Here is an 18,675-nt window from a genome sequence, read left to right on the forward strand (position 1 = left end):
AGAAATTACTATTGTCTAATCTTATAGAAAACAACTTACCACACAACAATCCCTCTAAGTTTGAACCGACCTGAGAAGTACAACATTGCAGCATTCTTCTCAGGTGTTGGGAAATTGAGTTTGGATTTGAACAGATCAACGAGTTCAGAGTGGTGTATACCAATGAATTTGATAAGTATGTGCGCAAGATTTATTCGTTTAATCAAACCATTCGTCCAACGGATATTTCAGATGAGTGCATGGAATCTTGAATATAATTTTTTCATTATGTCTCTTCATAGCATTTATTGTGAAGGATTTTTATAATTTACGCCAATTCCATACTCATTTCACCATTTACCGATGACACAGAAAAACAATTGAAAGGATATTTCTATGCAACCAACTTACAACATTGACAATCCAAACTTGTCTTATGAAGCTAAGCGTGACTTATGGCGGATAGGTTTTGGTCTGCAGAAAGTTGACAATCTAGTGCCATCAGAGTATATGGAATCTTTGGCTGAGAAACAGTCCCGGGGTGAACTGACTTACGAGCAGGTTTATGAAGATGCAACAAATTATCATCATACTATTGATGCAAGTACGGAGGAGGCAGACTTGGTTTCTTTGCGTATCGTGGAGTTATTATCTCGAAGAGGCTTTAGCTTCAGTCCTGCGACCTTACTTGCTATTCATAAGGAGTTGTTTCAAGATATATTTGAACCCTCTATTCCGGTGGGGCAATTTCGTCAGACCAATATCACAAAGAATGAACCTGTTTTGAATGGTGAAAGTGTTGTGTACTCTGATTACTCCATGATTCAAATGACCTTGGATTATGATTTTAATCAGGAAAAACAAGTTGCATATGCGACACTAACTCAGGCGGATGTGGTTAAACAAATCCAGCATTTTATTTCAGGAATCTGGCAGATTCATCCATTTCGCGAAGGAAACACTCGGACAGTAACGGTCTTTTTGATTCAGTATCTTCGTGAGTTTGGTTTTGATATTGATAATACACCATTTCAGCAACATTCCAAGTATTTTCGTGATGCCTTAGTATTAGATAATGCAAAGATTTTACAGCGACGTCCTGAGTTTTTAACAGCTTTTTTTGAAAATCTCTTGCTCGGTGGTCAAAATGATTTGTCTTCAGAAAAAATGTATCTAGATTTAGACCTCGATTTTTCATAATCCTAATACTGAGTAAACATTGAATTTCATGCAAAAATGAAGTAAATATTCTAATAAGAAAACGTATATCATCAAAGTGTTAGTGTCGCTTGATAATATGCGTTTTTTTAATTTTATAGATTGCTCGTTTAAACTCTATTTATCTCGTACTTTCAGTGCTATTCGGATTTTATTTTCGTGTACAATTTCAGCTATTCTTGTTATAATCAGCCTATAGGAATCAAGGAGGCGACTTTTATGGCTGTTTTTGTGTCTTCGGATGGAATTGTGGTAGAAGTACTTGATGTCTTTTCTTCTTTTAATGGGGATAGTGAGTTTTTCTTGTGTAAACGTCTTAAAGACAAGAGTCAGTTTGTGATGGAACGCTCTCGGTTCGAGGAGATGTTCCAACTTCAAAGTAGTCGCTTGACGACGCAAGAAAAATTACAATTGTTTACCTCTGTGTTTGCTGGCCGTTATGATGTTTATGCTAAGAGTTTTATCAATGATCAAGGGAAAATTCAGTATTTTCCTTCCTATGATTATGGTTGGAAGCAGTTGCCGCCTGAAAAACGGAGTTTCCAGACATTGACGGACTCTGTTTTGAAATCTCATTTTCGTGGGGAGATAGCTATCGGTATCTTTCCTATGCACTTAGATGATAGCTGTTATTTTTTGGTACTGGATTTGGATGAAGGAGATTGGAAAGAAGCCGGTTTAGCCATTCGAAGAATAGCCAGGGAACGCCAGATGGAAGCCCATCTAGAGATTTCTCGTTCGGGTCACGGACTCCATATTTGGTTCTTCTTTGAGGAAGCGATTCCGAGTCGAGAGGCTCGCTTGTTTGGAAAGAAACTGTTAGAACTGGCAATGCAGGAAAGTATGCAACTTTCCTTTGATTCTTTTGATCGCATGTTTCCAAATCAGGATGTTCTTCCTAAAGGTGGATTTGGTAATTTGATTGCCCTTCCTTTTCAAGGAGAAGCTTATCATCAAGGACGAACGGTCTTTGTGGATGAACATTTTCAGCCTTATGAAGACCAATGGAGGTATCTACAAGAAATTCAGAAGGTTTCAACTGCTAAAGTGGCACTGTTAATCCAAGAGGAGTTAGGCAAGCAAGAATTGGATAAGGAGTTGAAGGTCGTCTTATCCAATATGATCCAACTTGAAAAATCGTCTGTGACACCCAAGACACTGTTTTTCTTGAAAAATATGGCTTCATTTTCTAATCCCGAATTTTATTTAAAGCAGGCTATGCGACAGCCAACCTATCAAATTCCTGAGCGAATGTATTTATTTGGAGAATCCGATCATTATTTATGGCTGCCAAGAGGCTTGCTGTATCCATTGCAAGATAAATTTAAGCAGGTATCTGTGGAAGATAGGAGAAAGGTACAAAGGTCTATTAGAGTGGAATTTAAGGGAGAGCTCACTTTGGAGCAAGAGTTAGCCCTGTCAGATATGATTTCCAAAGAAAATGGTTTACTCCATGCAGAGACTGGTTTTGGGAAGACCGTTTTAGGTACTGCTCTCATCTCTGAACGGAAGACCAAAACAATTATCCTAGTTCATAATAGGCAACTCTTAGACCAATGGCTGGATCGTTTAAACCATTTTTTGACTTTCGAAGAGGAAGAAGCTACCCGTTATACGGCATCAGGTCGTGAAAAGGCAATAGGCTATGTTGGGCAGTACGCTGGGACTAAGAAATGGCTGAGTGAACTGGTTGATGTCGTTATGATTCAATCTCTATTTAAGTTGGAAAATAGTCAAAGTCTTTTGGATAAGTATGAAATGATGATTGTGGATGAGTGTCATCACGTATCTGCTTTGATGTTTGAAAAAATTGTGGCACAGTTTAGAGGGAAGTATCTTTACGGTTTGACGGCTACGCCTGAGCGTAAGAATGGCCATGAGCCTATCGTTTTTCAGAGAATTGGTGAGATAATCCATACTGCTGATAAGAGGGAAACGGATTTTAAACGGCAATTGCAATTAAGATTCACTTCTTTTGGTCATTTGGAGATTGAAAAGACCAAAGCAAGTAATTTTATACAGCTTAGTGATTGGATTGCGACAGACTCAGTGAGGAATCAGTTGATTCTCAAGGATATTCTAGCCCAAGTGGTAGAAGGGCGGAATATCTTGGTTTTAGTTAATCGAATTCAACAGATAGATGTCTTTGAAAAGTTATTAAAAGAGAAAGAGGTTGATGACTGTTATATTATTAGCGGAAAAACTAAAGTCCGAGAGAGAACAAGTTTATTGGAGATGTTAGAACAACTAGATAAAGGGTTTGTATTGTTGTCTACTGGAAAATACATTGGCGAAGGTTTTGACTTGCCTCAGTTGGACACGCTGATCTTGGCAGCACCCTTTTCGTGGAAAAATAATTTGATTCAGTATGCAGGTCGGATTCATAGAAGCTACAAGGATAAGTCTTTGGTGCGTATTTTCGATTATGTGGATATTCATGTTCCTTATTTAGAAAAGATGTTTCAGAAAAGACAAGTAGCTTATCGAAAGATGGATTATCGTGTCATTGAGGGTGAGGAGAAACAATTCGTTTATGTTGATAGTAGATATGAGAATATCTTGAGAGAGGACTTAGCAGGGGAAAGACAGGAGTGTATGCTTATTTTACCTTATGTGCACCAGACAAAACTGATGAATTTTCTAAAAGAATTTAGGATTAGTCAAATTGAGATATGTATACCAGAGACGGTTGCAAACAAATCCTGGCTAGACCAGTTGAAGAGCAAGAAGATTAAAGTGTCTTTCACTCAATCAAAAATAGTCACGCCTATTCTTTTGGTAAACAAGACCATTGTTTGGTATGGTGCAATGCCATTATTAGGGAAGGTATATGAAATGACCATATTACGTTTGGAATCAGCTAGTATAGTTTCTGAAATAGTGGCAGGTTTACGATAGAGAAAATTTTTAAAAATTTCTATGTATGCTTTTCAGTTGAAAGAACGAGAAGTCTTGGCAGGTCAACGTTTAAATGAACTGGAAATCAATGGTATTCGCTTGACTAAGTTTAAAAATGGGGAAATCGGTATTGAATTCATCTGGATTGATATTGAAAATCCACCTAGCGATACCATCGGATGGGTAGCAAAGAAATAAAAAGTCCTGTCACTTTCTCCCCCTTAACCTTTGACTATTCTGCAAAATTATCGTAAAATAAAGAGTAAATGATAAAATGAGGTCAGAGTCTGTTCGCTCTGGCGATAGTAGTATAAATGAGGAGAAACGCTTTGGAATTAGAAGTATTTGCTGGGCAAGAAAAAAGTGAACTATCTATGATTGAGGTAGCGCGTGCTATCTTGGAACTTCGTGGTCGCGACCATGAGATGCATTTTAGCGATCTTGTAAACGAAATTCAAAACTACCTTGGAACATCAAACAGCGATATCCGTGAAGCTTTGCCTTTGTTCTACACAGAGTTGAACTTTGACGGTAGCTTCATCTCACTTGGAGACAACAAATGGGGTCTTCGTTCATGGTATGGTGTGGACGAAATCGACGAAGAAATCATCGCTCTTGAGGAAAATGACGACGATGAAGTAGCACCAAAAGCTAAGAAAAAACGTGTCAATGCCTTCATGGATGGTGATTCAGATGCCATTGACTACAATGCGGATGACCCAGAAGATGAAGATGCATACGAAGCAGATCCAGCTCTTTCATACGATGATGAAAATCCAGATGATGAGAAAAATGAAGTGGAAGCTTACGATGCAGAAATCAACGAAATCGCCCCAGATGACTTGGGTGAAGACGTGGATCTCAACGAAGAAGACGACGAGTTTTCAGATGATGATGCTGAAAACATCGTGGAATAAAAGTTAGCTATTGACAATTGCCCTATTTTTAGGTATCATATTGTTCGGGCACCTCTTTTAGAGGTCGGAGCTCCCTAGTTCTTAGGGAGCTATTTTTGTTTTTTCAAGAAGTTATCTTCTTGTGTTTTATACTCAATGAAAATCAAAGAGCAAACTAGGAAACTAGCCGCAGGTTGCTCAAAGCACTGCTTTGAGGTTGTAGATAGAACTGACGAAGTCAGTAACATATATACGGCAAGGCGACGTTGACGCAGTTTGAAGAGGTTTTCGAAGAGTATTAGTTGTGAATCTGGTGCAGTAGTCCCAGATTATTCTTATTAGTAGGGTCTTGTTTTTTATGTCCCCTCGTAATTAACAAGACCTTGAGCATTTTAGAAAGAGGAATCTATGTCTACGAAATATATTTTTGTAACTGGTGGTGTGGTATCGTCTATTGGAAAAGGGATTGTGGCAGCGAGTCTGGGGCGTCTCTTGAAAAATCGTGGTCTCAAAGTAACCATTCAAAAGTTTGACCCTTATATCAATATCGATCCGGGAACCATGAGTCCTTACCAGCACGGAGAAGTCTTTGTGACAGATGATGGAGCTGAGACAGATTTGGACTTGGGTCACTATGAACGTTTCATCGATATTAATCTCAACAAATATTCCAACGTGACAACTGGTAAAATTTACAGTGAAGTGCTTCGTAAAGAACGCCGTGGAGAATACCTTGGGGCAACTGTTCAGGTTATTCCTCATATCACAGATGCTTTGAAAGAAAAAATCAAGCGTGCCGCTCTAACGACCGACTCTGATGTCATTATTACAGAGGTTGGTGGAACTGTTGGGGATATTGAGTCCTTGCCATTCCTAGAGGCCCTTCGTCAGATGAAGGCAGATGTGGGGGCGGATAATGTCATGTACATCCACACAACCTTGCTTCCCTACCTCAAGGCCGCTGGTGAAATGAAAACCAAACCAACCCAACACTCTGTCAAAGAATTGCGTGGATTGGGAATCCAACCAAATATGTTGGTGATTCGTACAGAAGAGCCAGCTGGTCAAGGAATTAAAAACAAACTAGCCCAGTTCTGTGATGTGGCACCAGAAGCCGTTATCGAGTCTTTGGATGTCGAACACCTTTACCAAATTCCATTGAACTTGCAGGCTCAAGGTATGGATCAAATTGTTTGTGATCATTTGAAATTAGACGCACCAGTAGCAGATATGACAGAATGGTCAGCCATGGTGGACAAGGTCATGAACCTCAAGAAACAAGTCAAGATTTCCCTTGTCGGTAAGTATGTTGAGTTGCAAGATGCCTACATCTCTGTGGTTGAAGCCTTGAAACACTCTGGTTATGCCAACGACGCAGAAGTTAAAATCAATTGGATCAATGCCAATGATGTGACAGCAGAGAATGTGGCAGAGCTTTTGTCTGATGCGGATGGAATCATCGTACCAGGTGGTTTTGGCCAACGTGGTACGGAAGGGAAAATCCAAGCCATCCGCTATGCGCGTGAGAATGATGTTCCAATGTTGGGAGTCTGCTTGGGAATGCAGTTGACTTGTATCGAGTTTGCTCGTCACGTTTTAGGTCTTGAAGGTGCCAATTCTGCAGAGCTTGCACCAGAAACAAAGTACCCTATCATTGATATCATGCGTGATCAGATTGATGTTGAGGATATGGGGGGAACCCTTCGCTTGGGACTTTATCCGTCTAAGTTGAAACGTGGCTCTAAGGCTGCGGCTGCTTATCACAATCAAGAAGTGGTGCAACGCCGTCACCGTCACCGCTATGAGTTTAACAACGCCTTCCGTGAGCAGTTTGAGGCAGCAGGCTTTGTCTTCTCAGGAGTTTCTCCAGATAATCGTTTGGTAGAAATTGTGGAAATTCCAGAAAATAAATTCTTTGTAGCTTGTCAGTATCACCCTGAACTGTCAAGCCGTCCAAACCGTCCAGAAGAACTCTACACTGCCTTTATTACTGCAGTAGTTGAGAACAGTAATTAGCAAAATCAGAACCTTTGAGAACAATCTCAGAGGTTTTTTGATAGCATAATTAGGAGAATATTTGCAAATTAAAAACATGGTGATATAGTTAACATAATATTCTTCAAAAATCTCTTCAAACCACGTCAGTTCTATCTACAACCTCAAAGCAGTGCTTTGAGCAACCTGCGGCTAGCTTCTTAGTTTGCTCTTTGATTTTCATTGAGTATAAGAAGTCCCTTTCCTTAAAGGAAGAGGCTTTTTACTTGCTTTTCTGCTACTTCCTCATTTGTCCTAAAGCCTTTTTTGTGTTAAAATGAATGGTATGAAAGCTAAAAAAATGTGGATGGCAGGTCTGGCTCTACTTGGTATTGGGAGCCTTGCCCTTGCTACGAAAAAAGTTTCAGATGACCGCAAGCTCATGAAGACTCAGGAAGAGTTGACAGCGATTGTGCGAGACCATTTTTCAGACATGGGAGAAATTGCGACTCTCTATGTTCAAGTTTATGAAAGCAGTCTGGAGAGCTTGGTTGGTGGTGTCATTTTTGAGGATGGTCGTCATTATACCTTTGTCTATGAAAATGAAGACCTAGTCTATGAGGAGGAAGTTTTATGATACAACCAGCAAGTTTAGAAGAATTGGCATCTTTAGTAGAAAAAGAGGGCAAGAAGGTCTTTCTTTTTGTGGCGGACTGGTGTGGCGATTGTCGTTATATCTATCCGGCCTTGCCAGAAATTGAGGAGACCAATCCAGAGTTCACCTTTATTCGTGTGGACCGAGACCAGTATATGGATTTAGCCAAACTCTGGGATGTTTACGGGATTCCTAGCCTTGTTGTTCTAGAAAAGGACAAGGAAATCGGTCGTTTTGTCAATCGCGACCGTAAAAGCAAGCAACAAATCAATGACTTTTTAGCAGGACTGAAATAGGAGAAAAAGGAAACAATGATTTTTACATATAATAAAGAACATGTCGGTGATGTCCTTATGGTCATCGTGAAAAATAGCGGAGATGCCAAACTAGATGTGGAGCGCAAAGGCAAGGTAGCTCGTGTTTTCCTCAAAGATAATGGGGAAACAGTGGCATGGAATATTTTCGAAGTTTCAAGTTTGTTTGAAATTGCAGAGCGCGGTCAAGTCTTTTTATCAGATGAGCAAGTCGCTCGTTTGAACCAAGAATTGCAGGTGGAAGGATTTACAGAAGAAATTGTCAATGACAAGGAACCTAAGTTTGTTGTTGGTGAGATTGTCGAGATGGTAGCTCATCCAGATAGTGACCACCTCAACATCTGCCAAGTTGCAGTTGCAAGTGACAAGACAGTGCAAATCGTTGCAGGGGCTCCTAATGCGCGTCTTGGATTGAAAACCATTGTGGCTCTTCCTGGAGCTATGATGCCCAAAGGCAATCTCATTTTCCCAGGCCAACTTCGTGGCGAAAAGAGTTTTGGAATGATGTGCAGTCCTCGTGAATTGCATCTGCCAAATGCTCCGCAAAAACGTGGTATTATTGAATTATCAGAAGACCAAGTTGTCGGAACACCATTCGACCCAGCTAAACACTGGACTGCCTAGGAAGTTGTCAGTATCTGATAGACCAGCTAGAAGGAAATAAGATGGCAAAAAATGTAGTGATTACAGGAGCGACATCAGGAATTGGTGAAGCGATTGCGCGTGCTTATCTGGAGCAGGGTGAAAATGTCGTTCTAACCGGACGAAGGATAGACAGATTAGAAACCCTTAAGTCAGAGTTTGCAGCAACCTATCCAAATCAAACAGTTTGGACTTTTTCACTAGATGTGACGGATATGGCCATGGTCAAGACTGTCTGCTCCGATATTCTAGAAACGATAGGTCAGATTGATATATTGGTCAATAACGCTGGACTAGCTCTTGGCTTGGCACCTTATCAGGACTATGAAGAGTTGGATATGTTGACCATGCTGGATACCAATGTCAAAGGTTTGATGGCAGTCACTCGCTGTTTCTTGCCAGCAATGGTAAAAGCCAATCAAGGACATATCATCAACATGGGCTCAACTGCAGGAATTTATGCCTATGCTGGTGCAGCAGTTTATTCAGCTACCAAGGCAGCAGTTAAGACCTTTTCGGATGGGCTTCGAATCGATACCATCGCAACAGACATCAAGGTGACAACCATTCAGCCTGGAATTGTCGAAACAGATTTTTCTACAGTGCGTTTTCATGGTGACAAAGAGCGAGCTACGTCCGTTTACCAAGGAATAGAAGCCTTGCAAGCTCAGGATATTGCAGATACAGTAGTCTATGTGACCAGTCAACCTCGTCGTGTGCAGATTACAGATATGACCATTATGGCAAATCAACAAGCGACAGGTTTCATGGTTCATAAAAAGTAAAAAATTTCCTCGAAAAGTTACAAATTTCTGTAACTTTTTTTGATTTCCTACGAATAGATAAGTAGGAGGAAGAAAAATGTATAATAAAGTTATCTTAATCGGACGCTTGACGTCTACACCAGAATTGCACAAAACCAATAATGACAAGTCAGTAGCGCGAGCAACTATCGCTGTAAATCGTCGTTACAAAGACCAAAATGGGGAACGTGAAGCTGACTTTGTCAATATGGTCCTATGGGGCAGATTAGCAGAAACCTTGGCAAGTTACGCAACCAAAGGTAGTCTTATTTCTGTGGATGGAGAATTGCGTACCCGTCGCTTTGAGAAAAATGGTCAAATGAACTACGTGACCGAAGTACTTGCCACAGGATTCCAACTCTTGGAAAGTCGTGCTCAACGTGCCATGCGTGAAAATAATGCAGGCCAAGATTTGGCAGATTTGGTTTTGGAAGAGGAGGAATTGCCATTTTAAACATTAAAAAGTCTGAGTTCCTCTCAGGCTTTTTATCTTGAGAAAGTCAGACTTTTTTCTTGACTATTTCTGACCAAGTGATACAATAGAACTATAAATTAGCACTCAGGTATAAAGAGTGCTAATAATATGTAGTTTATCATGGAGGAAATCAGATGTTGAAACCATTAGGGGACCGTGTGGTCTTAAAAGTAGAAGAAAAAGAACAAACTGTTGGAGGCTTTGTCCTTGCGGGTTCAGCTCAAGAAAAAACAAAAACAGCTCAAGTTGTGGCTACTGGACAAGGTGTTCGTACCTTGAACGGTGACTTGGTAGCTCCAAGTGTTAAGCCTGGAGATCGTGTCTTAGTTGAAGCTCACGCAGGTCTTGATGTCAAAGATGGCGATGAAAAGTACGTCATCGTAGGCGAAGCTAACATCTTGGCAATCATTGAAGAATAGAAGGAGAAAGTAAGTATGTCAAAAGAAATTAAATTTTCATCAGATGCCCGTTCAGCTATGGTCCGTGGTGTCGATATCCTTGCAGACACTGTTAAAGTAACCTTGGGACCAAAGGGCCGCAATGTTGTTCTTGAAAAATCATTCGGTTCACCACTCATCACCAATGACGGTGTAACTATTGCCAAAGAAATCGAATTGGAAGACCATTTTGAAAATATGGGTGCCAAATTGGTATCAGAAGTAGCTTCAAAAACCAACGATATCGCAGGTGACGGAACGACAACTGCAACAGTCTTGACTCAAGCAATTGTCCGCGAAGGAATCAAAAATGTCACAGCAGGTGCAAATCCAATCGGTATTCGTCGTGGGATTGAAACAGCAGTTGCTGCAGCAGTAGAAGCTTTGAAAAACAACGCCATCCCTGTTGCCAACAAAGAAGCTATCGCTCAGGTTGCCGCTGTCTCTTCTCGTTCTGAAAAAGTTGGTGAGTACATCTCTGAAGCCATGGAAAAAGTTGGCAAAGACGGAGTCATCACTATCGAAGAGTCACGTGGTATGGAAACAGAGCTTGAAGTCGTAGAAGGAATGCAGTTTGACCGTGGTTACCTTTCACAGTACATGGTGACAGATAGCGAAAAAATGGTGGCTGACCTTGAAAATCCGTACATCTTAATTACCGACAAGAAGATTTCAAATATCCAAGAAATTTTGCCACTCCTCGAAAGCATTCTCCAAAGCAATCGTCCACTTTTGATTATTGCAGATGATGTGGATGGTGAAGCTCTTCCAACTCTTGTATTGAACAAGATTCGTGGAACCTTCAACGTGGTAGCAGTCAAGGCACCTGGTTTTGGTGACCGTCGCAAAGCCATGCTAGAAGACATTGCCATCTTAACAGGCGGAACAGTTATCACAGAAGACCTTGGTCTTGAGTTGAAAGACGCTACGATTGAAGCGCTTGGTCAAGCAGCGAGAGTGACTGTGGACAAAGATAGCACGGTTATCGTAGAAGGTGCTGGAAATCCTGAAGCGATTTCTCACCGCGTTGCGGTTATCAAGTCTCAAATCGAAACCACAACTTCTGAATTTGACCGTGAAAAATTGCAAGAACGCTTGGCAAAATTGTCAGGTGGTGTAGCGGTTATTAAGGTCGGAGCTGCAACTGAAACTGAGTTGAAAGAAATGAAACTCCGCATTGAAGATGCTCTTAACGCTACTCGTGCAGCTGTTGAAGAAGGAATCGTTGCTGGTGGTGGGACAGCTCTTGTCAATGTCATTCCAGCCGTGGCTAATTTGGAATTGACAGGAGATGAAGCAACAGGACGCAATATCGTTCTCCGTGCTTTGGAAGAGCCTGTTCGTCAAATTGCCCACAATGCAGGATTTGAAGGTTCAATCGTTATCGATCGTTTGAAAAATGCTGAGCTTGGTACAGGCTTCAACGCAGCAACTGGCGAGTGGGTCAACATGATTGAAGAGGGAATCATCGACCCAGTTAAAGTGAGCCGTTCAGCCTTACAAAATGCAGCATCTGTAGCCAGCTTGATTTTGACAACAGAAGCAGTCGTAGCCAATAAACCAGAACCAGCAGCCCCAGCTCCAGCAATGGATCCAAGCATGATGGGCGGTATGATGTAAGCTTTCTGTAGATAGCAACTTATAAAAAACACAAAAGGAGGGAATGACTAACCCTCCTTTTTATGATGTTCATTTCTAAATTGATTTGAGCTCTCCTAACTTATATGATAAAATAAGACTAGAAAAAGGAGAAGAACATGATCGATGTAGAAGAAATTCTGAGCAAGATGAACCCCAATCAGAAGATTAATTATGACCGTGTCATGCAGAAGATGGTACAAGTATGGGAGAAAAATGAGCAACGGCCAACCATTCTCATGCATGTTTGCTGTGCCCCTTGCAGTACCTATACTCTAGAATATTTGACCAAGTATGCAGATGTGACCATCTATTTTGCCAATTCTAATATCCATCCCAAGGCAGAATACCACAAGCGAGCTTATGTCACCAAGAAATTTGTCAGTGATTTCAATGAGCGGACAGGAAATACGGTTCAGTACCTAGAAGCTCCCTACGAACCAAATGAATACCGTAAGTTAGTCAGAGGACTAGAGGAAGAGCCAGAAGGTGGCGACCGTTGTAAGGTTTGCTTTGACTACCGCCTGGATAAAACAGCGCAAGTGGCTATGGATTTAGGTTTTGACTACTTCGGTTCGGCTTTAACCATCAGTCCTCATAAGAATTCTCAAACCATCAACAGCATCGGAATCGATGTGCAAAAAATTTATACAACCCACTATCTTCCAAGTGATTTCAAGAAAAATCAAGGCTACAAACGTTCAGTGGAGATGTGTGAAGAGTATGATATCTACCGTCAATGTTATTGTGGATGCGTCTATGCAGCTCAAGCCCAGAATATTGACCTTGTTCAGGTTAAGAAAGATGCTACAGCCTTTATGGTAGATAAGGATATAGAGAAAGATTATTCCCACATTAAATTTACTGTTACGAAATTAGATATTTAAACGAAAACCTGCCTCGAGGCAGGTTTTTTGCTAGGAAAAGGTGATGGAGAGAAGTCGATGGACCAATCTATGAATTCCTAGTCCATGACTTGCGAGACTTCAATAAGGCTAGGACTCTTAAAAAATGAAGTTTTACTAAAAGGAGCTTTTTAAATCAAAATGAGCAATTATTAGTTCAATGTTGCTTCAAGAAAAAACGGAAAATTCAATGATATTTTGTTTTAAATCCAGGAAGTTTAGCAGTGATGTGGTAAATTTATTCCTTTTTGTATTTATACAACTTTTTTTACACTATCTTTATTCTTGTGATATAATGTCAAATTATAGAGTGGAGGTCATTTAAAATGATTGATAAAGTAATTGAACAATATAAAAGTCATGATAATCTTGATATTCGAGTAGAATTGCATAAGAAGTATTCAAAAAATAAATTGGGATTTAATAATTGGATATTTTCTAACTACCAAATCACTGATGAAGTAAAGATTCTAGAATTGGGATGTGGTACAGGAGAACTATGGAAAAGTAATTTTGATTCTATGGACAAGATGAAGCAATTGATTATAACGGATTTTTCTAATGACATGGTAGAAACTACGAAGTCAGTGATTGGAAATAGAGACGATGTCAACTATGAGATAATGGATATTCAAAAGATTTCTTTTGAGAATGAAACGTTTGATATTGTTATTGCTAATATGCTTCTACATCATGTGAATGATATTCCTAAAGCTCTCTCTGAGGTGAATAGAGTATTAAAAACCGAAGGCATTTTTTACTGTGCTACATTTGGTGAAAATGGAGTTGTAAATTATTTGGCAAATTTATTTAAAGATGAGGTTAATCAAGATTTAGAAAATAGAACGTTTACTTTACAAAATGGTAAAAGGTACCTGAGTAGATATTTTAACTCTGTCGATACATTACTCTATGATGATGAGTTACAGGTAACTAGTATAGATGACCTGGTTAAATACATCCAATCGTTTAAAGGAATTTCAGAAATAGGTTCACTAGAAGAGGAAATAATACGTAAAAGATTGGAAAGTGAGTTTAATAATGGTATGTTGATTATTCCTAAAGAATATGGTATGTTTATCGCTCGAAAAGAAAGTTAAGGGAATGAAAGTGTGAAAAATTACGGAGCAGCTTTTCGATATTTTAGAAAATTAAACGGATATTCTTTAGAGTATGCTGCAGCTAATTCTATATCAAAATCTCAACTTTCTAGATTTGAAAGAGGAGAAAATGAAATTTCTCTTTCAACGTTCTTTAAATTATTATCAAATATCAATGTTTCGATAGAGAATTTTTGTAATTACCTAGAACATTATAAAAGATCGGAGCTCGATGATTTTTTGGTTAATTTATCTCCAAATTTTTATAGTTTGAACACTAAAGGATTGGAGGAAATAAAAAATGAGCAACAAAAAACTTTTTGAGAAGAGTGGGGAAAAAACTTATAAAATAAATACAATAATGGTTCAGGGATTATTAAATCAGATAGATTGTAATCATGTAGTTAGTAGAGATGATCTGAATTTAGTATATGACTATTTATTCCAGAAGGAACGATGGGAGTCCTATGAAATAACACTGATTGGTAATTTATATCATCTTTTTGAAATAGATTATATTTACAGAGTTGGAAAAGAAATACTAGAGCGTACACATTATTACGAAAAAATTGGCAAGAATAGAAATTTAGTTGTGTCAGCTTGTTTAAATTTTTGGTTCTGTTGCCTTGAAAATTCACATCTAATATATGCAGACTACTTTGAAATGAAATTAAAAAAATTATTAAAAGATGACACAAAAGTTTTTGAAAAATCTACATTCAAATTTGTAGAAGGATATAAAATATATCTGACTGAATCTAAAGAATCTGGAATTAAGCAAATGCAAAATGTTATTAAATATTTTGAGTTTATTGAGTCTAAAAATATTGCTTTATATTTTCAAAAACGATTAAATGAGTTGGTAGATTAAATAGAATTTTCTCTGTAAAGATATTATTTTTAAAATGTTGTACTAAATGATTGATGCTATGTGGAAATACAAAAAATAAATTATTTGATACGAAGTTGACCTGTATTTTTGATACTAATCATCTCCGTATTTTTGTATTAAACGATATAAGTTTGTTGTAAACTTACAAGGAACAGAGACATTAAAAAATAACAGTATATCTATTTGTTTTATATATTTTACAAATTCTGCATAAATCTCTTTCTAGTAATGTGTTGTAACTCTACTATAATAGATTTATTCCTTTTTTGTGTCTACACAACTTATTTTACACTATCAAAAAAACAAGGTCAGGATTTTGTTCCTGACCTTTGACAACTTTACCGATTCTTTAGTTCTACATAGCGCTTGTACCAAATGTTTACATAGGCTTCTGAGAAAGGACCACGTCCATTGTTAATCCAATCAACAAGAATTTTGACATGTTCTTTTAAAATATAGTCCAAGTCATCAGAATAATTCATTTTGCGTTTGTGACGCTCATATTCCTCAACGTCCAAGAGACGTTTTTCCCCATCTGTAAAAATTTTAACATCCAAATCATAATCAATATACTTCAGTGCTTCTTCATCCAGATAGTAGGGGCTAGCCATATTGCAATAGTAGGAAATTCCATTATCGCGAATCATGGCAATGATATTAAACCAATATTTCTTGTGAAAGTAAACAATAGCAGGTTCTCGAGTGACCCAACGACGACCATCACTTTCGGTAACCAGTGTATGATCGTTGACACCAATAATGGCGTTTTCTGTTGTTTTTAGTACCATGGTGTCCCGCCAAGTTCGGTGGAGACTCCCATCATGCTTATAACTTTGAATTGTAATAAAGTCGCCTTCTTTTGGAAGTTTCATAACTAACCAACTTTCTACAATTTATAAGTTTATCGTTTACTATTGTACCATAAAAATGCCTAAAATCTGTGAATTTTACACGAAAATATTAAAGATATTCTCTAAGAGCGCTTGCTATATCCGAAAAATCGTAGCCCTTTCGTGCTAAAACTTGAGTTAAACGTTGCTTCAGTTCGTATCCTTCATACTTTCGAGCATACTTAGTATATTGCTTATCAAGCTCTTTGAAGATGAGTTCCTGAGTCGTTTCTTGGTCAACTTGACTATCCAACTCGTCAAAGGCAGTTTTAGCATCAGAATAGGAAAACCCCTTGTTGGTCAGATTTTGGATAATCTTATCTTGCAAGGCACGAGTTGGAAGTTTTCCCTTATATTTTTTCAATAGTTTATTAGCTACACGTTGAGCAACTTCCGAAAAATCAAATTCTTTCAAGTTCTCTTCTATAGTAGATTTTGAAATCCCTTTTTGTGTTAGTTTCTGAGTCAGTACATAAGGCCCCTTGTCTCCTGAAAGTTGATTGGCATTGATAATAGCATAAGCGTACTGAGCATCATTAATCCACTTATCTTCTTTAAGATTAATAATGACTTGAGAAATGATGTTTTCATCAATATCGTATTTTTTCAGATATTCTCTGACTTCTTTTTCAGTACGTGCTTTAAAGGATAAGTGGTAGAGGGCCAGATTCTTACCGTAAGAAAATTGGGCAAAGTCCTGAATCTCTTTCAATTCCTCTTGGCTTATAACCTTATCCCTCGATAACATAAAACGAACAATAGTATCTTCAGTAATGTAGCATTTGTCGCCATTATCAAGCTCCATCAGATAGAGTCTTTTTTTCTTTTCAAGTTTTGTGATTTTCATAGTTCTATTATAACTCAAAATGTGATAAGATAGGGGTATGAATCTGAAAGTGAAACAAAAAATACCGTTAAAAATCAAGCGCATGGGAATTAATGGTGAGGGAATCGGCTTTTATCAAAAAACATTAGTCTTTGTGCCTGGTGCTCTCAAAGGTGAAGATATCTATTGTCAGATTACTTCTATTAAGCGCAATTTTGTTGAAGCAAGATTATTAAAAGTTAACAAGAAGTCTAAATTTCGAGTTGTGCCAGCTTGTACTATTTATAATGAGTGCGGAGGCTGCCAAATCATGCACCTGCATTATGATAAGCAGCTGGAGTTCAAGACGGACTTGCTTCATCAAGCGCTGAAAAAATTTGCCCCTGCAGGATATGAAAATTATGAAATCCGCCCGACGATTGGAATGCAGGAACCCAAGTACTATCGTGCTAAGTTACAATTTCAGACTCGAAAATTTAAAAATCAAGTCAAGGCGGGCTTATATGCACAAAACTCTCATTATTTAGTAGAGTTGAAAGATTGTCTAGTACAAGACAAGGAAACCCAAGTGATTGCTAATCGTCTAGCGGAATTACTTACTTTTCACCAAATTCCAATCACGGATGAGAGAAAAGTTCTAGGTGTTAGAACTATAATGGTTCGACGAGCAAGAAAGACTGGACAGGTTCAGATTATTATTGTTACAAATTGTCAGCTTAATTTAACCCAACTAGTAAAAGACTTAGTTAAAGATTTCCCAGAAGTTGTGACAGTAGCTGTGAATACAAATACAGCTAAAACCAGTGAGATTTATGGTGAAAAGACAGAGATTATCTGGGGAGAAAAGAGTATTCAAGAAGGTGTACTCGATTATGAATTTTCACTATCTCCTCGAGCTTTCTATCAACTAAATCCTGAACAAACAGAAGTTCTCTATAGTGAGGCAGTAAAAGCGCTAGATGTTAGTAAAGAAGACCATTTGATTGATGCTTATTGTGGAGTAGGTACAATTGGATTTGCCTTCGCAAAGAAAGTAAAAACACTTAGAGGCATGGATATTATTCCAGAAGCTATTGAAGATGCCAAGCGAAATGCTAAAAGAATGGGATTTGACAACACACATTACGAAGCTGGAAGCGCAGAAGAGATTATTCCTCGATGGTATAAGGAAGGCTACAGAGCAGATGCACTGATTGTGGACCCACCGCGTACAGGTCTGGACGATAAGTTATTAGATACTATTCTTACCTATGTACCAGAAAAAATGGTCTATATTTCTTGCAATGTTTCGACCTTGGCTCGTGATTTGGTGAGGTTAGTAGAAGTCTATGATATCCATTATATTCAGTCGGTCGATATGTTTCCACATACCGCTCGAACTGAAGCTGTTGTAAAGCTGATAAAAAAGAGAGGTAAATTCCCAAACTAAGTTCCACCGCTAATCCAAGTAGAAGTTAGTCTGATAAAAATCATAAAAACCAGTAGAATTCCGTGTCAGGGTAAGTTCCACTGGTTTTACTAATGCTTGATTTCATCGCTTTTGTAACTAAAATGAATCGAAAAAAAGAGCGCACAAAATCCCCTCATCTGAAAGCGTTTCAGATTAAGTTCCGCTATGGTGGAAGTTAGTGTGAGACGTTTGAATGGGTTTTAGGTTAGTTTTTAGATTTTATGTTGGAGTAATGTAGAAGACTGACAGACATCTTCTGCAGGTATTTTAGAAATACCGAGAAGCTTAGGAATCTCTTCTCCATAAGTAAAGGCAAAAAGTTCATAGGCTGACTTTCCATTCAAAGCAGCGCGTTTGACGCTGTTGACATGCGAACAAACTAGATTGATGTCCTCCTGAGTTAAGTTGTCAAAAGAAGTTCCCTTAGGTAGAATGTCGCGAATTAGTGTGTGATTTTTCTCAATTCTCCCTTTCTGGTCAGAGCGATTAGGATCACAAAAGAAGAGTTTACTCTCTCCTCAAACATCCATTTCGATGTCATCAACCCTGGCAAACTCTCCACCATTATCTGTGAGGATGACAGGAAAGAGTTGACAGAAATCTTTCTCCGCTTGGTGAAGGGTGTTCTTGATATCATAGAGGTGTTTAGTAACCTCAAGGGCAGTTTTATTATCCAGAAGTCT

The 18,675-nt window shown here is 38.6% G+C and carries 19 protein-coding genes and 2 pseudogenes; 18 read left to right on the plus strand and 3 right to left on the minus strand.

Annotated elements, in window-relative coordinates; all coding sequences use genetic code 11:
* Positions 1-48: 48 nt before the first annotated feature.
* The 17 genes and pseudogenes from HMPREF0851_RS15880 to HMPREF0851_RS15890 form a co-directional block, all read left to right on the plus strand.
* Positions 49-203 (plus strand): annotated as a pseudogene (locus HMPREF0851_RS15880) (DNA cytosine methyltransferase); the annotation flags it as partial.
* A 172-nt stretch (positions 204-375) separates the two neighbouring features.
* Positions 376-1,179, plus strand: coding sequence for a Fic/DOC family protein (locus tag HMPREF0851_RS12225; protein WP_001183273.1), 804 nt, complete (start codon positions 376-378; stop codon positions 1,177-1,179).
* A gap of 237 nt (positions 1,180-1,416) precedes the next feature.
* On the plus strand, positions 1,417-4,095 hold the full coding sequence (locus HMPREF0851_RS12230) for a TOTE conflict system archaeo-eukaryotic primase domain-containing protein (RefSeq protein ID WP_000268101.1): 2,679 nt from the start codon (positions 1,417-1,419) through the stop codon (positions 4,093-4,095).
* A gap of 36 nt (positions 4,096-4,131) precedes the next feature.
* Positions 4,132-4,293 (plus strand): hypothetical protein, encoded by a 162-nt coding sequence (locus tag HMPREF0851_RS15885; RefSeq protein ID WP_232197013.1) that lies wholly within the window; start codon positions 4,132-4,134, stop codon positions 4,291-4,293.
* A 131-nt stretch (positions 4,294-4,424) separates the two neighbouring features.
* Positions 4,425-5,012 (plus strand): DNA-directed RNA polymerase subunit delta, encoded by a 588-nt coding sequence (gene rpoE / locus HMPREF0851_RS12235; RefSeq protein ID WP_000418406.1) that lies wholly within the window; start codon positions 4,425-4,427, stop codon positions 5,010-5,012.
* A gap of 387 nt (positions 5,013-5,399) precedes the next feature.
* Entirely contained in the window at positions 5,400-7,007 is a 1,608-nt protein-coding gene (locus tag HMPREF0851_RS12245; RefSeq protein WP_000105245.1) for a CTP synthase, read from the plus strand.
* A gap of 295 nt (positions 7,008-7,302) precedes the next feature.
* Positions 7,303-7,602, plus strand: a complete 300-nt coding sequence (locus HMPREF0851_RS12250) for a DUF4651 domain-containing protein (protein WP_009014383.1) — start codon at positions 7,303-7,305, stop codon at positions 7,600-7,602.
* Entirely contained in the window at positions 7,599-7,916 is a 318-nt protein-coding gene (locus HMPREF0851_RS12255; RefSeq protein ID WP_000615781.1) for a thioredoxin family protein, read from the plus strand. The genes HMPREF0851_RS12250 and HMPREF0851_RS12255 overlap by 4 nt, the downstream gene beginning before the upstream one ends.
* A 15-nt stretch (positions 7,917-7,931) precedes the next feature.
* Complete coding sequence (ytpR, locus tag HMPREF0851_RS12260) at positions 7,932-8,558, plus strand: YtpR family tRNA-binding protein (protein WP_000578284.1); 627 nt, start codon at positions 7,932-7,934, stop codon at positions 8,556-8,558.
* A gap of 41 nt (positions 8,559-8,599) precedes the next feature.
* Positions 8,600-9,361 (plus strand): SDR family NAD(P)-dependent oxidoreductase, encoded by a 762-nt coding sequence (locus tag HMPREF0851_RS12265; RefSeq protein WP_001107777.1) that lies wholly within the window; start codon positions 8,600-8,602, stop codon positions 9,359-9,361.
* Between the two features lie 76 nt (positions 9,362-9,437).
* Positions 9,438-9,833 carry a single-stranded DNA-binding protein gene (locus HMPREF0851_RS12270; protein ID WP_000282441.1) on the plus strand — a complete coding sequence of 132 codons (396 nt, stop codon included), beginning with the start codon at positions 9,438-9,440 and terminating at the stop codon, positions 9,831-9,833.
* Between the two features lie 155 nt (positions 9,834-9,988).
* Complete coding sequence (gene groES / locus HMPREF0851_RS12275; protein WP_000917338.1) at positions 9,989-10,273, plus strand: co-chaperone GroES; 285 nt, start codon at positions 9,989-9,991, stop codon at positions 10,271-10,273.
* Between the two features lie 15 nt (positions 10,274-10,288).
* The gene (gene groL, locus HMPREF0851_RS12280) at positions 10,289-11,911 is read left to right on the plus strand and encodes a chaperonin GroEL (protein ID WP_000031582.1); all 1,623 of its coding nucleotides are present in this window, start codon (positions 10,289-10,291) and stop codon (positions 11,909-11,911) included.
* Positions 11,912-12,048: 137 nt separating this feature from the next.
* Positions 12,049-12,816: an epoxyqueuosine reductase QueH gene (locus HMPREF0851_RS12285; RefSeq protein ID WP_000567570.1), complete on the plus strand. Its 768-nt coding sequence runs from the start codon at positions 12,049-12,051 to the stop codon at positions 12,814-12,816.
* Between the two features lie 344 nt (positions 12,817-13,160).
* Positions 13,161-13,934 (plus strand): class I SAM-dependent methyltransferase, encoded by a 774-nt coding sequence (locus HMPREF0851_RS12290; protein WP_000566039.1) that lies wholly within the window; start codon positions 13,161-13,163, stop codon positions 13,932-13,934.
* 12 nt (positions 13,935-13,946) lie between these two features.
* Positions 13,947-14,258 (plus strand): helix-turn-helix domain-containing protein, encoded by a 312-nt coding sequence (locus HMPREF0851_RS0104220; RefSeq protein ID WP_025169891.1) that lies wholly within the window; start codon positions 13,947-13,949, stop codon positions 14,256-14,258.
* On the plus strand, positions 14,236-14,805 hold the full coding sequence (locus tag HMPREF0851_RS15890; RefSeq protein ID WP_025169892.1) for a transcriptional regulator: 570 nt from the start codon (positions 14,236-14,238) through the stop codon (positions 14,803-14,805). The genes HMPREF0851_RS0104220 and HMPREF0851_RS15890 overlap by 23 nt, the downstream gene beginning before the upstream one ends.
* A gap of 359 nt (positions 14,806-15,164) precedes the next feature.
* Here the strand turns inward: HMPREF0851_RS15890 and HMPREF0851_RS12300 are convergent, their stop codons facing one another.
* Both HMPREF0851_RS12300 and recX read right to left on the minus strand, forming a co-directional pair.
* Complete coding sequence (locus HMPREF0851_RS12300) at positions 15,165-15,698, minus strand: DUF402 domain-containing protein (RefSeq protein WP_000775316.1); 534 nt, start codon at positions 15,696-15,698, stop codon at positions 15,165-15,167.
* Positions 15,699-15,786: 88 nt separating this feature from the next.
* Positions 15,787-16,563 (minus strand): recombination regulator RecX, encoded by a 777-nt coding sequence (recX, locus tag HMPREF0851_RS12305; protein ID WP_000705108.1) that lies wholly within the window; start codon positions 16,561-16,563, stop codon positions 15,787-15,789.
* 37 nt (positions 16,564-16,600) lie between these two features.
* On the opposite strand from recX, the gene rlmD reads away from it, so the two are divergent.
* Complete coding sequence (gene rlmD / locus HMPREF0851_RS12310; RefSeq protein ID WP_009014384.1) at positions 16,601-17,971, plus strand: 23S rRNA (uracil(1939)-C(5))-methyltransferase RlmD; 1,371 nt, start codon at positions 16,601-16,603, stop codon at positions 17,969-17,971.
* A gap of 233 nt (positions 17,972-18,204) precedes the next feature.
* Here rlmD and HMPREF0851_RS12315 read toward each other — a convergent pair.
* Positions 18,205-18,675 (minus strand): annotated as a pseudogene (locus HMPREF0851_RS12315) (transposase); the annotation flags it as partial.

This window comes from Streptococcus sp. M334 (genome assembly GCF_000187745.1).
GTDB lineage: Bacteria > Bacillota > Bacilli > Lactobacillales > Streptococcaceae > Streptococcus.